13 protein-coding genes are annotated in these 14,314 nt (G+C 73.1%); 6 read left to right on the top strand and 7 right to left on the bottom strand.

From position 1 onward, the window contains the following. The first annotated feature begins 52 nt into the window (after window positions 1–52). Complete coding sequence (locus ABZ385_RS00240; RefSeq protein ID WP_358580904.1) at window positions 53–1,087, top strand: LacI family DNA-binding transcriptional regulator; 1,035 nt, start codon at window positions 53–55, stop codon at window positions 1,085–1,087. A 30-nt stretch (window positions 1,088–1,117) separates the two neighbouring features. Here ABZ385_RS00240 and trxA read toward each other — a convergent pair whose 3' ends face one another. Beyond that, a complete protein-coding gene (gene trxA, locus ABZ385_RS00235; protein WP_358908793.1) occupies window positions 1,118–1,513 on the bottom strand; it encodes a thioredoxin in 396 nt (131 codons plus the stop codon). A 163-nt stretch (window positions 1,514–1,676) separates the two neighbouring features. Between trxA and ABZ385_RS00230 the strand changes: the two genes are divergently transcribed. After that, on the top strand, window positions 1,677–3,101 hold the full coding sequence (locus ABZ385_RS00230) for an NAD(P)/FAD-dependent oxidoreductase (protein ID WP_358908791.1): 1,425 nt from the start codon (window positions 1,677–1,679) through the stop codon (window positions 3,099–3,101). A 143-nt stretch (window positions 3,102–3,244) separates the two neighbouring features. On the opposite strand, the gene ABZ385_RS00225 is transcribed toward ABZ385_RS00230, so the two are convergent. Continuing rightward, window positions 3,245–6,520 (bottom strand): cytochrome P450, encoded by a 3,276-nt coding sequence (locus ABZ385_RS00225; RefSeq protein ID WP_358908789.1) that lies wholly within the window; start codon window positions 6,518–6,520, stop codon window positions 3,245–3,247. 185 nt (window positions 6,521–6,705) lie between these two features. Between ABZ385_RS00225 and ABZ385_RS00220 the strand changes: the two genes are divergently transcribed. From ABZ385_RS00220 to crcB (ABZ385_RS00210), 3 genes are all read left to right on the top strand, one after another. Continuing rightward, entirely contained in the window at window positions 6,706–7,485 is a 780-nt protein-coding gene (locus tag ABZ385_RS00220; RefSeq protein WP_358580913.1) for a PAS domain-containing protein, read from the top strand. A 197-nt stretch (window positions 7,486–7,682) separates the two neighbouring features. Further along, window positions 7,683–8,222 (top strand): fluoride efflux transporter CrcB, encoded by a 540-nt coding sequence (gene crcB, locus ABZ385_RS00215; protein WP_358908788.1) that lies wholly within the window; start codon window positions 7,683–7,685, stop codon window positions 8,220–8,222. Then, entirely contained in the window at window positions 8,219–8,593 is a 375-nt protein-coding gene (gene crcB / locus ABZ385_RS00210) for a fluoride efflux transporter CrcB (RefSeq protein WP_358580917.1), read from the top strand. Before crcB (ABZ385_RS00215) ends, crcB (ABZ385_RS00210) begins: the two co-directional genes overlap by 4 nt. Before the next feature lie 82 nt (window positions 8,594–8,675). On the opposite strand, the gene ABZ385_RS00205 is transcribed toward crcB (ABZ385_RS00210), so the two are convergent. The 3 genes from ABZ385_RS00205 to ABZ385_RS00195 form a co-directional block, all read right to left on the bottom strand. Then, window positions 8,676–9,605 carry a glycosyl hydrolase family 18 protein gene (locus ABZ385_RS00205; protein WP_358580919.1) on the bottom strand — a complete coding sequence of 310 codons (930 nt, stop codon included), beginning with the start codon at window positions 9,603–9,605 and terminating at the stop codon, window positions 8,676–8,678. An 85-nt stretch (window positions 9,606–9,690) separates the two neighbouring features. Continuing rightward, the gene (locus ABZ385_RS00200) at window positions 9,691–10,254 is read right to left on the bottom strand and encodes a dihydrofolate reductase family protein (RefSeq protein WP_358580921.1); all 564 of its coding nucleotides are present in this window, start codon (window positions 10,252–10,254) and stop codon (window positions 9,691–9,693) included. A 296-nt stretch (window positions 10,255–10,550) separates the two neighbouring features. Then, window positions 10,551–10,898, bottom strand: coding sequence for a tetratricopeptide repeat protein (locus tag ABZ385_RS00195; RefSeq protein ID WP_358696451.1), 348 nt, complete (start codon window positions 10,896–10,898; stop codon window positions 10,551–10,553). Window positions 10,899–11,012: 114 nt separating this feature from the next. On the opposite strand from ABZ385_RS00195, the gene ABZ385_RS00190 reads away from it, so the two are divergent. After that, on the top strand, window positions 11,013–11,978 hold the full coding sequence (locus ABZ385_RS00190) for a pirin family protein (RefSeq protein WP_358908786.1): 966 nt from the start codon (window positions 11,013–11,015) through the stop codon (window positions 11,976–11,978). An 87-nt stretch (window positions 11,979–12,065) separates the two neighbouring features. Here ABZ385_RS00190 and ABZ385_RS00185 read toward each other — a convergent pair whose 3' ends face one another. Next, a complete protein-coding gene (locus tag ABZ385_RS00185; RefSeq protein WP_358908784.1) occupies window positions 12,066–12,809 on the bottom strand; it encodes a dienelactone hydrolase family protein in 744 nt (247 codons plus the stop codon). A gap of 222 nt (window positions 12,810–13,031) precedes the next feature. Beyond that, window positions 13,032–14,300: a cytochrome P450 gene (locus ABZ385_RS00180; RefSeq protein WP_358908782.1), complete on the bottom strand. Its 1,269-nt coding sequence runs from the start codon at window positions 14,298–14,300 to the stop codon at window positions 13,032–13,034. Window positions 14,301–14,314 lie beyond the last annotated feature (14 nt).

Raw genomic sequence — 14,314 nt, 5'->3', positions numbered from 1 at the left:
CCGGCCGCCCGCCGTCGAGGGCCCCACCCGGGTCTGCGAAGATGCCGATGCCATGGCGCAGATACCGAACCAGCAGCCCGCGCGGCGCCCCGTGCCGACGAGCACCGACGTCGCCCGCCTCGCGGGCGTCTCCCGCGCGACCGTGTCCTACGTCCTGAACAACAGCGCCTCCGTGCGCATCAGCGAGCCCACCCGACGCCGCGTCCACCAGGCCGCGAGAGAACTGGGCTACGTCCCGCACGCCGCCGCCCGCAGCCTGCGCGCCGGCCACAGCCGGATGGTGCTCATGCCCACCTCGGAGATCCCGATGGGCCCGCTCTTCAGCCGGTTCTTCAACGAACTCCAGTGGGCGCTCAGCCGCCTCGACTACACCGTCGTGCAGTACGGCAGCCTCGGCATGACCGGCGAGGACGCCGCGCGCGCCTGGGCCGAGCTGCGCCCCGTCGCCGTCCTCGCCCCCGACGCCTCGGCGCTCGGACCGCGCGGCGTGACGGTCCTCAAGCGCTCCGGTGCCCGGGCCGTCTTCACGCTCGGGCCGCACCGCGTCGAGGGCGCCCACGCCCTCCTGATGGACGGCCGCCGGGTGGGGGAGGCCGCCGCCCTGCACCTGCTGGCCCGCGGCCGGCGCCGGATCGGGGTGGTCGTCCCCGAGGAGCCCGGCCTGGAGAACTTCTCGCGGCCCCGCGTCGAGGGACTGCGCACGGCGGTCGACGCCGCGCACGTCACCGGTGCCTCGGTCGTGGAGCTGCCTCTCGCCCACGAGGAGGAGTCCGCCGCCCGGCTCGCGGCGCGCTGGCGCTCCCTGGGCCTGGAGGGCGTGTTCACCTACAACGACGAGTACGCCATGCTGCTGATGCGGGCCCTGCAGGACGAAGGCATCGCGATCCCCGACGAGACGGCCCTCATCGGCTCCGACGACCTGGTGCTCGGCCGACTGCTGAGGCCCCGGCTCAGCACCGTCCGCATCGAACTGCCCTCGGGCCGCGGCCTCGCCGAACTCGTCGACCGCGTGGTGCGCGACCCGGGCGCCGAACCGGAGGTGCACGACGTCCTCGGCGCGGACGTCGTGCACCGCGAGTCCAGCTGACCGGAGCCCGCCGCACCTCTCCTACTGCTCCTACTGCTGATCCTGCTGGCCCTGCTGCTTGGCCTGCTCCTCGGCGATCTGCCTGCGCACCTCGTCCATGTCCAGCTTCCTGGCCTGGCCGATGACGTCGGCCAGCGCCGCCTCGGGCAGTGCGCCCGGCTGGGCGAAGACCGCCACCTGATCGCGGACGATCATCAGGGTCGGAATGGACTGGATGTCGAAGGCGGCGGCCAGCTCCGGCTGCGCCTCCGTGTCGACCTTGGCGAAGACCAGGTCCGGGTTGGCCTCGGCGGCCTTCTCGTAGACCGGGGCGAACTGCTTGCAGGGGCCGCACCACGAAGCCCAGAAGTCGATCAGAACGAATTCGTTGTCCGTGACCGTCCGGTCGAAGTTCTCCTTGGTGAGCTCCACCGTCGCGCTGCTCATGGTGTGTCCCTGCTTCCTGTGTGGGGCATGGCCGCTGTCCACAACGGCCGATGGTGCGAAACGTATTCCGCCCGCGCGCACGGACCTGTTCCGTACGCGCACAGGCGTGTCCCGCGCGCTTACCCATGTGGCCGCGGCACACACCTCCCGACAGACTGTCCCCATGACGGATACCAAGACGTACGACGTAGTAGTCATCGGTGCGGGTCCCGTGGGGGAGAACGTGGCGGACCGGGCCCGCGCGGCGGGCCTGAGCGCCGCGATCGTGGAGAGCGAACTCGTCGGGGGCGAATGCTCCTATTGGGCGTGCATGCCCAGCAAGGCCCTGCTGCGCCCCGTCATCGCCCGCGCCGACGCCCGCCGCGTCCCCGGGCTGCGCCAGTCGGTCCAGGGCCCGCTGGACGCCGCGGCGGTCCTCGCCCACCGCGACGAGTACACCTCGCACTGGAAGGACGACGGCCAGGTCGGCTGGCTGGAGGGCGTCGGCGTCGACCTGTACCGGGGCCACGGCCGCATCGCCGGCCCCCGCAAGGTCACGGTCACCGGCGCGGACGGCACCCTGACCCAGCTGGAGGCCCGCCACGCGGTCGCCGTGTGCACCGGCACCCGCGCGGCCCTGCCCGACCTGCCCGGCCTCGCCGACGTCAAGCCGTGGACGAGCCGCGAGGCGACCGCCGCCGACCACGTGCCGGGCCGCCTCCTGGTGGTGGGCGGCGGCGTCGTCGCCGTGGAGATGGCCACGGCCTGGCAGGCGCTCGGTTCCCGGGTGACGGTGCTGGTGCGGGGCGGGGGCCTGCTGCCCCGCATGGAGCCGTTCGCCGGCGAACTGGTCCAGGAGGCCCTGACCGAGGCGGGCGCCGAGGTCCGCTCGGGCGTCTCCGTGACCGCCGTGGAGCGGCGCGAGGGCACCGTCACGGCGACGCTGGACGACGGCTCGACCGTGCAGGCCGACGAGATCCTCTTCGCCACCGGCCGCGCCCCCCGCACCGACGACATCGGCCTGGAGACGGTGGGCCTGGAGCCCGGCTCATGGCTGTCGGTGGACGAGAGCCTGCGCGTGGAGGGCAGCGACTGGCTGTACGCGGTCGGCGACGCGAACCACCGCGCGCTCCTCACTCACCAGGGCAAGTACCAGGCCCGTGTCGCGGGCGCCGCCATCGCCGCCCGCGCCCGGCGGGTCCCTCTCCTGGAGACCGACCGCTGGGGCGCCCACTCCGCCACCGCCGACCACGCCGCCGTCCCGCAGGTCGTCTTCACCGACCCCGAGGCCGCGTCGGCGGGCCTGACCCTCGCGGAGGCCGAGTCCGCGGGCCACCGCGTCCGGGCCGTCGACTACGACATGTCGGGTGTCGCGGGCGCGGGCCTGTACGCGGACGGCTACCGGGGCCGTGCCCGCATGGTCGTGGACCTGGACCGCGAGATCCTGCTCGGCGTCACCTTCGTCGGCCCGGGCGTGGGCGAGCTCATCCACTCCGCGACGATGGCGGTGGCGGGCGAGATCCCCCTGGACCGCCTGTGGCACGCGGTCCCGGCCTACCCGACGATCAGCGAGGTGTGGCTGCGGCTCCTGGAGACCTACCGCGGCTGACCCCGGCCCGATCGACTTCGCCGGGGACGCCGCGTGAGGCGAGGTGGCGCCCGGAGGGGGATTTCCGGGTGGCACGGTCGAGCCGGGACGGGCGGCGTGTCGCAGGTGCCACCTGGGTCACGGCCGCCCGGACGCGCGCGCCGTCAGCTGCTCGCGTAGACGTCCTCGACATAGCGTCCCTCGGCGACCAGGTCCCGCCACCACGCCTCGGCCGCCGCGGCGTCCCCGCCCGCGAACTTCGTCCGCATCCGCTGGAACGCCTCGCGCACGCCGGGCGCCATCCGGGAACCTTCGCCGCACACGCGGACCACCGCCCCCGCTTCCAGCAGCCGCCACATCTCCTCGGCCTCGGCCGCGATCCGGTGCTGGACATGGCGCACGTCGCCGTCGGGGGCCTTGGAGTACGCGGGCCGCATGGACACGGCGCCCGCCCGTTCCGCCGCCTCCAGTTCGGCGCGGTGCAGATAGTCGACGTCGGGGTGGTCGCAGCCGAAGTAGCAGAGCGCCGGAGCGAGTTCACCACCGGCGCGGGCCAGCTCCAGCCGGTCGGCGATCGCCCCCCGGAACGGGGCGAGGCCCGTGCCCGCGCCGACCATGACGACGGGCGTCCGCGCGTCAGCGGCGACACGGAAGGCGTCGCGGCAGGGCTGTACCCGCGCGTACAGGGTGTCACCGGCCCTCACGCGGTGGAAGTACGCGGATCCGGTGCCCCGGAAGGTCCCGCGCCCGGAGCGGTCCGGCGCCGAGAGGAGCGAGACCATCAGGTCGGCGTGGCCCGGCGAGGCGGCGGGCGAGGAGGAGATCGAGTAGTGGCGGGTCCGCATCGGCGCCAGCAGGTCGAGCAGCACGGGCCAGGGCAGCAGCCCCCGCAGCGCCGGGTGGCCCTCGACCAGGTCGAGCAGACTGCCCCGGTGTGCGGCCAACGCGCTTGGATCGGCAGCCAGTTGCTCCAGGGCGGCCCGCTCGGGCGGGCACGGATGGTGCTCGGCGAGCAGGGCGACCTGTTCGGCGGTCGGAGCGTCACGCAATTCGACGTAACGGCTGAGGAGTTCGCGCACGGACACCGGGCGATCCAGCGGGAGGGTGGCTCGCCCGCTCTTGTGGGCCCGGATGTTCAGGACCGCCTCCAGGTCGACGCCGAGCACCGCGGCCGCCCGCTCGACCACCTCCGGGTCGTTGACCGGCAGGACGCTCAGGTGGTCGGCGGTGCGGTAGGTCACCCCGGCGGGGAGCGCGATCCGCAGGAACCGCTTCGGGCGGGCGAGCGGATGCGCCATGTCGACGAGGTCGGCGCTCTCCACCACCGTCATCGCGACCGCCCCGTGCCGCGCGGCCAGCGCGTCCAGCGGCCCGCCGGTGACCTCCACGACGTCGTAACCGTGGGCCGGGACCTCGGTGGCCGCCGCCCCGACGCTCAGCGGGTCGCCGTACTCCTCCAGCAACGCGCGCCGCAGCGCCGTCGCGAAGCGGCGCACGGAACCGGCGAGGTCCCCGGAGGCGTCGGCCTCGGCGCGCTCCAGGAGGCGGCTCGCGCCGGACGCCGCGAGCGCGTCGTCGATGAGGGTGGGCACCCGCTGGTAGGTCGCGGCCCAGTTCCGGTCGCCGACACCGAGGACCGCGTACCGCACCCCGGTGACATCGGGCGCGGCCTCCGTCAGCCAGGACATGAACTGGCGTGCGTCATCCGTGGGCCGGCCGTTGTAGGAGGCGGCGACGATCACCACGGGCGTGTCGGTCGGCAGGGCGCCGGTGGCTTCGTCCAGGGCCGCGACGCGCACGTCGAAGCCGAGGTCGGCGGCCTGCTCCCCGAGCTCTTCCGCGTACGCCCGACACGCCCCGAAGTTGGAGCCGTGCAGCACGGTCAGGGCGGTCCCGGCGCGGGCCCGCGTCGCCGTACCGTCCGCCGCCCGTTCACCCGCGTCGGCCTCGCCCGCGCCGGTACCGGCGAATTCCGCGAATCCGGCGAATCCGGCGAGGGAGCGCAGCTCGCGCAGCGCGGCCCGGGTGCGCTCCCGGTCCTCGGGGGTGCGCGCGGCCAGCGTCATGGTGAAGCCGTCCGGCTTGAGGGTGAGGGTCTCCTTCACCTTCAGGTCGTAGCGGGCGTGGTCGACGAAGCGGTAGCGGTGCACCAGCATGCCGAGCAGCATCGTGGCCTCGTGCAGCGCGAACTGCCGCCCGATGCAGGCCCGTTCGCCGGTGCCGAACGGCTTGTACGCGTGCGGGGAGCGGCCCGCCTCGGCCTCGGGGGCGAAGCGCTCCGGGTCGAACTCCTCGACGCTGTCGCCCCACACCGGATCGCGGTGCAGCATCGGGGTGAGCACCACCACGAACTGGCCGGCCCGCACCGGGTGGCGCCCGCCGAGCGTCGTGTCGACGAGGGCCCGGCGCTGGAACGCGGGGGCGGTCGGCCACAGCCGCAGCGCTTCGTTGAGCACCTGGCGCACATACCGCAGCCTGCCCACGTCCTCGTACGTCGGCTCGGGGTCGGCGAGGTCGCCCCACAGCGCGTCCACCTCGGCCTGGGCGCGGTGCAGCACGGCCGGGTTCTTCAGCAGGTAGTAGAGGGCGAAGGAGAGCGTGCCCGACGTCGTCTCGTGTCCGGCGATGAGGAAGGTGATGACCTGGTTGCGGATGTTGGCCTCGTCGAGGACCTCTCCGCTGTCCGGATGGGGGGAGTTGAGCATCAGGCCGAGCAGGTCGTCGGTGGAGGTGTCGCCCGCCGCCTTGCGGGCCCCGATCACCTCGTCGACGACCCGCGCCAGGAAGGCCGCGTCGGCGGCGAACTCGGCGTCCTCGGCCGCGTACTCCCCGCCGGGCACCCGGGCCAGCTTCGCCTGGCTGTGGCCGAGCCCGCGGACGAGGGCTTCGACGAAGGGGTGCGGCTCGGCGCGGGCGAAGGACTCGAAGTCGTAGCCGAACCCGGACAGGCCGATGGTGTCCAGGGTCATCCTGGTCATGTCCTGCGACACGTCGACCGGCGCGGACCCGGTCCCGTCCGGTGCGAGGCGGCCGTCCCAGGAGGCGATGAGGCGCCGGGCGACGCGCAGCATGTGCGGGTGGTAGGTCCGCATCGAGTTCATCGCGAAGGCGGGCAGCAGGATGTCGTGCGCCTTGGCCCAGTTGGGCTCGTCGTCGTACGCGGTGAACAGGCCGTCCCCTGCGATGCCGCGCACGTTCTCCAGGGCCGGCCCGACCCCCTTGGCGAAACGCGTCTCGTCGCACAGCTCCTCGACCAGCTCCAGGGAGGAGGCCCAGACGCTCTCGCGCCCGTGGTAGCGCCGGACGTAGAGCGGACCGTGGCGGCGCGCGAGTTCCACGGCCTGCTGAACGGGGGTGCTGGTGAGTCCGGTTGCCGTGACGTCGACGGTCGCGACCTCGCCGGTCGTGACGTCGACGCCGAGGGTGGGGGATTCGCTCATGGCCAGTGCCTCTTCCCAGGGGTGCGGGGGAGTTGGACGCCCGATGCGCTGAGCGCCGCCTCCACCGTCGCGCGCCCCGGTCACGGGCCCGCCGCGAGAACTACGTAATCTTGTAGGGGCCTTTTCCCCTTCGCCGCTTGCGCGGACAGGGGTGACGTGGTTATGCGGGGCGAGGAGGAGGACGTGTGTCCCGGTCGCAGGGTGGGGGAGCCGCCGACGGTGGTCCGCCGGGCGCCGAAGCCGTGGGCGGGCCCAGGGTGGCGGACGCCGCCGTCTGGCGGGGCAGGTTCCTGAGCCTGCTCGACCGTTCGCCGGCGCCCACCGCCATCAGCACCGGCGACGGCGTGGTCACGGTCGCCAACCCGGCCTTCGCCGGGGCGCTGGGCCTTCGGCCGGGCCGGGTCGCGGGCCGGCCGCTGCTGGACCTGCTCACGCCCACCAACAGGAAACAGCTCCGCAAGCTCGACGAGGCCATGCGCTCCGGCCGCCGGTCCCGCTACCCGGTCGAAGTCAGCTGGACGGCCGGAAAGACGCCCCACCACGGGCAGTTGACGGTCGAGCCGGTCACCGACCCCCTGGAGGACACGCCGCCCCTGCTGGTGACGCTGCGCGTGGCCGAGGAAGGCGCGCAGGCCGCCGGGCCCGGCCCCGCGGCGCGCTCCCACGACGCGGACCTGGAGCCGGCCCATCCGGCCCTCAGCGCGCAGGAGGCCCGGATTCTGCGGCTCGTCGCGGGCGGCGCCACGACGGCGGTGGTGGCCCGCGCCGTGGGCATCGGCGTGGACGGCGTCAACTACCACCTGACCCGGCTGTGCCGACGGCTGCGGGCCCCGAACCGCACGGCCCTGGTGGCCCGCGCCTACGTCCTCGGCCTCCTCGACCCGGCGGCGTGGCCGCCCGAGGTGGCCGCGCCCACCGCACGCCCGCTCCCACCGCCCCGCGACCGGCGCGGGGACTTCGCCTAGGAATCCGGGCCCCGGGCCTGGAGTGCGCGGGGGGTGCGTGCGGGCGGTTACCCTGAAGGCCAGCGGCGATCTTCCCGGGCCTGCCCGGCGCCGCACGGCGGTGGGGCCCGCCGTACCCGAACCGCGGCGAGCGCCGCCAACGGTCCCTACTTGCGAACGAGCGCGCCCGCCGACGGGCGACGGCGAGTAGGAGGAACATGCCCAGCAGAGCCGGGCGGCCCGACGCGGCCGGCGAACCCGTGGACCCCGACGTCGACCTGTCCGTGCCCGCCCAGCGCGCCGCGTCGGCACGCGGGCAGGGCCCGACCCTCGCCGCGGTGGCCCTGGGCGGCGCCCTCGGGGCCTCGGCGCGCTACGGCGTGTCCCTCCTGTGGCCGGTCGCGGCCGACGGCTTCCCCTGGCCGACGCTCGTGGTGAACGCCGTCGGCTGCGCGGTGATCGGCGTCTTCATGGTGCTGATCACCGACGTCTGGGCGGCGCACCACCTGGTGCGGCCGTTCTTCGGGACGGGCGTGCTCGGCGGCTTCACCACCTTCTCGACGTACGCGGTGGACATCGAGCGCCTCGTGAGCGGCGGCCACGCCCGTACCGGCCTCGCCTACATGGCGCTGACGCTGCTGGCGGCGCTGGCGGCGGTGTGGGGCGCGGCATGGACGACGCGCCGCCTGCTGGCGAGGCGGCCCGCCACCGCGGCCCGCGAGGACCCCCGGCCGAGGGGAGGGGAGGAGGACCGATGAACTGGCTGCTCGTCGTCGTCGGCGGGATGATCGGCGCCCCGCTGCGCTATCTGACCGACCGCGCCGTGCAAAGGCGCCACGCCACGCTCTTCCCGTGGGGCACCTTCCTGGTCAACGTCGTGGGCTGCCTGGTCCTCGGCGTGCTCACCGGCGCCGTCACGGCGGGCGCCGCCTCCTCCCGGACGCTGCTGTTCCTCGGCACCGGGCTGTGCGGGGCCCTGACCACGTACTCGACGTTCTCCTACGAGACGCTGCGGCTCGCCGAGAGCGGGGCGCGGTTCCGCGCGGTGGCCAACGCGCTGGGCAGCGTGGCGGCGGGCCTCGGCGCGGCCTTCGTGGGGGTGGCCGTCGCCGAGACCCTGTGGCAGTGACACCGACTACTCCGTACGTCACCGCGTCGCCGCGTCGCCGCGTCGCCGCGTCACTTCGTCCGTTTGTCTGCCCGTCCCCGCGTCAGCGCTTCAGGACCGAGGAGACCTCCGCCGCCCACTTCCAGGGCGCCGCGGTGCCGCCGGGCTGCGAGTTGAAGTACTCCCAGCCGGCCACCCCGCCGAAGCCGGGATGCTTGGCGGCGAGCGCGCGGAGCGTCGACTTGAGTGTCGACATGCCGACATAGCCGCTGCCGCCGTTGGCGGACGAGGTGAGCGTGCCCGCGACCACCTTGGAGGCCGGGATCAGCCCGCGCGCGATGACGCGGTCGTAGTCGGCCGTGGAACTCATGCGGCCCCAGCCGTTGTAGAACTGGGCGTTGAACCAGGCGATGTCGCCGCCCCGGCTGCGGTAGAGGGCGTCGTAGTCGAATCCGGAGAGATTTCCGCCGCCGCTGAGGGCACTGCCCACGGGGGCGAGCGTGATGAGGAAATCCGCGCCGAAGTCGGCGCGCAGCGCGCTGATGACGCGCTCGATCCCGCGCAGCGACATCCGCTCCTCGACGTCGAGGTCGACGCCGTCGAGTTCGTACTGCCGTATGAAGTCCCGCAACAGCGGGTAATACGTGTCGAATTCATTGTCGAGCCGGGTGAAACTGCCGGGCGCCGCGCCGCCGACCATCGCGAGCACGTGCACGCCCTGGCCGCGCAGGGCCTTCAGGTCGCGCCACATCCGGTCGTACTTCGCCGCGCTCGGCGGGTCGTCGTTCAGGTGCACCGGAGCGTACGGCCCGTTGAGGTCGTTGAGGTGCACCGCCGCGACCAGGACGTCCGTCACGCCGGTGTGGTTCTCGGTGAGCGCGAGCGGCGACACGTAGGTGCCATTCGCGTACTGCGTCTGGTAGTAAACGACCACGCGTCTGCCCGTCGCGGAAGGTGTCGCCGCCGCCATCGCCGCACCGCTCGATGTGGCGGTGAGGGCCAGTGCCGAGAGCAGGACGCTGCGCCTCTTCATGCTCATCTCTCCCCTGAGGTCGAAGTCGCCGCAATTCTTACGGGCGTTGCGGCGAATCACCAGGGCGAGGAAGAGCTAAAGCGCATTAGTTCGTGATCTCGTGGCAGAGCCGTACGACGCCGTTGCCGAAGGCGTGCGTCCCGGTGAGCCGGAGGTCGGCCGTCACCTCCGGCGCCTGGAACATGCGCTTGCCGCGTCCGAGCACGACCGGGTGGACGTAGGTGCGGATCTCGTCGACGAGCCCCAGACGCAGGAACGACGCGGCCAGGTCGGCGCCGCCGAGGGCCAGGTCCCCGCCCGCCTCCCGCTTGAGCGCCCCGATCTCCTCGGGCACCACCTCCCGCAGGATGGTGGTGTTCCAGTCCGCCTGGCGCAGGGTGCGCGAGAAGACGTACTTCGGCATGTCCCGCCAGATCCCGGCGAACTCCCTCTCGGGGCCGCTGCTCGACGGGTTCCGGTCCGCGGTCGGCCAGTAGTCGGCCATCAGCTGCCAGGTGCGGCGGCCGTCCAGGAACGCGCCCATCGCGCGGACCTCGTCGTTGAAGTGCTGGTGCAGTTCCTCGTCCACGAGGTGCCAGTCGATCTCGCGGTTCGGCCCCTCCATGAAGCCGTCCAGGGAGGCCGACATCGTCCAGACGATCTTTCGCATCGCGGTCCTCACGGGGTCGTCGCCGTGGCTCACGGCGGGTGGCCACGGCGGGGTCCATGCCGGGTGGCCACGGCATCGTGGGCGCGGCGTTGTGGACGGGGCTGCCGTGGCGGCGGCTGGGGCGGCACTTTCGACGATACGCCGGGGAGGGCGGGGAGGCGGCGCGGGCGCGGCGGCACGCTCCGGGGGCGAGGGCCATTTGCACCTGCCCGGCCTCTCCGCCGGCCCGGTCACTCCGTCCGCCGCACGGCTCCCGCCCGGCCCGCCACTCCCACCTGTCCTGGCCGCCCCTCCCGTCACACCTGGGTGAAGTCGCCGCTCAGGGCCGCGGCCATCCGCAGGTGCGGTGCCGCGTCGGCGGGCCTGCCCTGCCGCTCCAGGGTGCGCCCCAGCATGAGCCGGGCGTAGCTCTCGACGGGGTCGAGTTCGAGCACCTTGGACAGCTCCGCCTCGGCGCGCAGCAGCTGGGCCGAGTGGTAGTAGGCGCGGGCGAGCAGCAGCCGCGGGGCGACCTGCTCGGGCACCTCGTCGACGAGGGCGGCGAGGATGCGGGCCGCCGTGGCGTACTCCTTGGCGTCGAAGAACTGCCGCGCGCGCTGCCAGCGCTCCGCCGCAGTCCCGTGGTCGTAGTAGGTCGTCTCCACTGTCTGCCTCCTTCTCCTACGGACGCTGCAACGGCCCGCAGTAGTTGAATATTCCACAACATGGGGGTGGGCGGTGCTCAACGCCGCGGCGTCACCGGGGCTAGGTTGTGCGACATGAGCAATCTTGATCGCGATGCGGTCCCGAGCCGGTGCGGCGGCCGTGGCTTCGTCGTGGCGGAACCGGTGCGGGAACTCCTCACCCCTCGGCGGGTCAGGCTCGGTGAGTCCACCGAGGTCCGGCGCCTGCTGCCCAGTCTCGGACGCCGCATGGTCGGAGCCTGGTGCTTCGTCGACCACTACGGCCCCGACGACATCGCGGACGAGCCCGGCATGCAGGTGCCCCCGCACCCGCACATGGGCCTGCAGACGGTCAGCTGGCTACACGACGGCGAAGTCCTGCACCGCGACTCCACCGGCAGCACGCAGACCATCCGCCCCCGCGAGCTGGGCCTGATGACCTCAGGCCGGGCCATCTCGCACTCGGAGGAGAGCCCGAGGTCGCACGCCCGTTTCCTGCACGGCGCCCAGCTGTGGGTGGCCCTGCCCGACACCGACCGCCACACGGCCCCCCGGTTCGAGCACCACGCGGAGCTGCCCCGGGTCACCGCCCCCGGCCTGACGGCGACGCTGATCCTCGGCGCCCTGGACGGGGCCCGCTCGCCCGGCACGACGTACACCCCGATCGTCGGCGCGGACCTCGCCCTGAAGCACGGCGCGGACGTACGTCTGCCGCTGGAGCCCGACTTCGAATACGCCGTCCTGTCCATGTCCGGCGAAGCCCACGTCGACGGCGTCCCGGTGCTCCCCGGCTCCATGCTCTACCTCGGCTGCGGCCGCACGGAACTCCCGCTCCGCGCGGAGTCGGACGCCGCCTTGATGCTGCTGGGCGGCGAACCGTTCGAGGAGGAACTGGTGATGTGGTGGAACTTCGTCGCCCGCTCCCACGAGGAGATCGAACAGGCGCGCAAGGACTGGGCAACGGGCACCCGCTTCGGCGAGGTGCGGGGCTACGCCGGCCCCGCACTCCCTGCCCCGGAACTCCCCCCGGCGACGCTAAAGCCGCGGGGGCGGGTGCGCTGACCTATGGCCTCCTCAGCATCAACTCACTTGCTGTCTTGGCCGGTTAGTCAGGGCTGCGCAGGCAAGAATGCCCACGACCCGGCCGCCTCAGGTGCGATGGGTGTGGAGATGAGTGGCGAAGAAGGTCTCTATGCGCTGCCAGGCGTCCGCCGCGGCGTCCGGTTCCGGGCCGATGTTCATCACGCGGAACAGGGGGCGCAGCGGCCTGGGGCCCGCCTCGGCGTCGTTGAGGAAGGCGTGGCCCGCTTGCGGGTATTCCTTGACGTCGTGCACGACTCCATGACGTTCGAGGGCCGCGCTCAGCCGGCCCGCCGCCCCCTTCAGGGTGCGGTCCTTCCCGCCGAAGCTGGCCACGACGGGGCAGGCGTCGGCGAGGACGTCCAGGTCCTTGGGCAGCAACCCGTAGTTGGCAGACGCCGCCTCGTAGTCACCGCGCCCTGCCGACAGCAGGGCGAACGCGCCTCCCATGCAGAAGCCGATGATGCCGACCGCGCCGGTGCAGTCGCTCTGGGACAGCAGATAAGAGCGGGCAGCCTCCAGGTCCTGGTAAGCCCGCCCGGTTCCGGACATGGCCGCCCGGATCGTGGGGATCAGGCAGCGCCGTGCGCCGCCCTCGGTGAACAGGTCGGGCAGCAGCGCGAGGTACCCGGCGCCGGCCAGGCGCTCGGCTTGGCGGAGCATGACGTCGTCGACGCCGAGTACCTCGTGTGCGATGACCACGCCCGGCCAGGGCCCTGTGCCTTCTGGTCGGACGAGGTGCCCCTCCAGCCTCCGCGAGCCCCCGGACTTGGCACTCAGACTGCTCAAGTCAACGGCTTCAACAGCAGACATGGAGGTGCTCCCGTGCGGCAAGTGCGTTGAGTGGTTGAGTGCGGTTGCTTTCGGAGGGCTGGTCCAAGACCTCGGGACGGGCTACCCGCTCGCTGTGGCCGATGCCCTCGCCGCCGGCCACGGGCCCGCAGCGAACTCCGCCACCGACAGGCCCGCTGACCTACGCGAACGGACGCCGCGACCGCCGCTCACCCGACCGTCAGGCCGCCCGCGGCGAGCGTGTCACCACCGCACCGGCAGGGTCCGCCGTCCCCGGATCAGCAGCCCCGGGAGCCACTCTCCCGGCTCCCCGTCCGCCGTCAGGTCCGGGCAGCGCTCCAGCAGCGTGCGCAGCGCCACCTCGCCCTCGAGGCGGGCCAGGGGGGCGCCCAGGCAGAAGTGGATCCCGTGGCCGAAGGAGAGATGGTTCCGGGCCTCCGTGCGCCGTACGTCGAAACGTTCCGGCTCGGGGAAGCGCACCGGGTCATGGTCCGCGCCGGCCATGGCGATCAGCACGATCGCACCACGCGGCACCCGTACGCCGCCGATCTCGGTCTCCTCCAGGGCGATGCGCGGCGTGGTGGTCGCCACCGGCCCGTCGTAGCGCAGCGTCTCCTCCACCAGCCCCACCGCCAGCCCCGCCGGATCGGCCTTCACGGCCGCCATCTGGTCGGGGTGCGCGAAGAGCGCGCGCACCGCGTTGCCGATCGTGTTGACCGTCGTCTCGTGCCCGGCGACGAGCAGCAGGAAGGCCAACGAGACCAACTCGTCCTCGGTGAGCTGGTCGCCACCCTCGTCGACCGTGTGCACGAGGGCGCTGAGCAGGTCCTCCCCGGGGTTCTCGCGCTTGGCGGCGATGAGCCCGGTGAGGTACGGCATGATCTGCTCGTACGCCTCCTTCTCGGCCTCGGGGCTGGTGGGCGCGAGGGTCTCGTTGGACCAGGCGTGGAAGGAGGCGCGGTCCAGGCCGGGGACGCCGAGCAGTTCGGCGATGACGATCATGGGGAGCGGGGAGGCGAACGCCTCGATGAGGTCGGCGCGGTGCGTTCCGTCCGCCGCCATGCGGTCCAGCAGCTCGTCGGTGATCTCCTGGACGCGCCCCCGCATCCCCTCGACCCGCCGGGCCGTGAACTCCCGCGACACCAGCTTCCGCAGCCGGGTGTGGTGGGGCGGGTCGCTCATCAGCATGTTGGAGTTGCCCAGCATGTTCAGGGCGTACGGCGGGCTCCAGCCGGTCTGCCGCCACTCGCGGTGCCAGTCCCGGCTGAGCTGCGGGGCGGTGAAGGCCTCGCGCGCGGCCTCGTATCCGACCACGAGCCACACCACGCCCCTGTCGGGCGTCACCACCTGGTGCACCGGACCGCGCTCGCGCAGCCGTGCGAAGGCGGTGTACGGGTCGGCTTGGAAGTCGGGGCTGAGCGAGGCGAGCACCTCGATCCCGTCGGGGCTGTCGGGCCGGTCGGTGCTGCCGGGTATCGCGGGTTCGGCGGCGGCTTTCTCGGTCTTTGTCACGACGGAATTCCCTT

Origin of the sequence: Streptomyces sp. NPDC005898 (assembly GCF_040629635.1) — a bacterium.
Classification (GTDB): domain Bacteria; phylum Actinomycetota; class Actinomycetes; order Streptomycetales; family Streptomycetaceae; genus Streptomyces.
The sequence above is the reverse complement of the archived record's forward strand: the minus strand, read 5'-3'. Positions and strand labels throughout refer to the sequence as shown.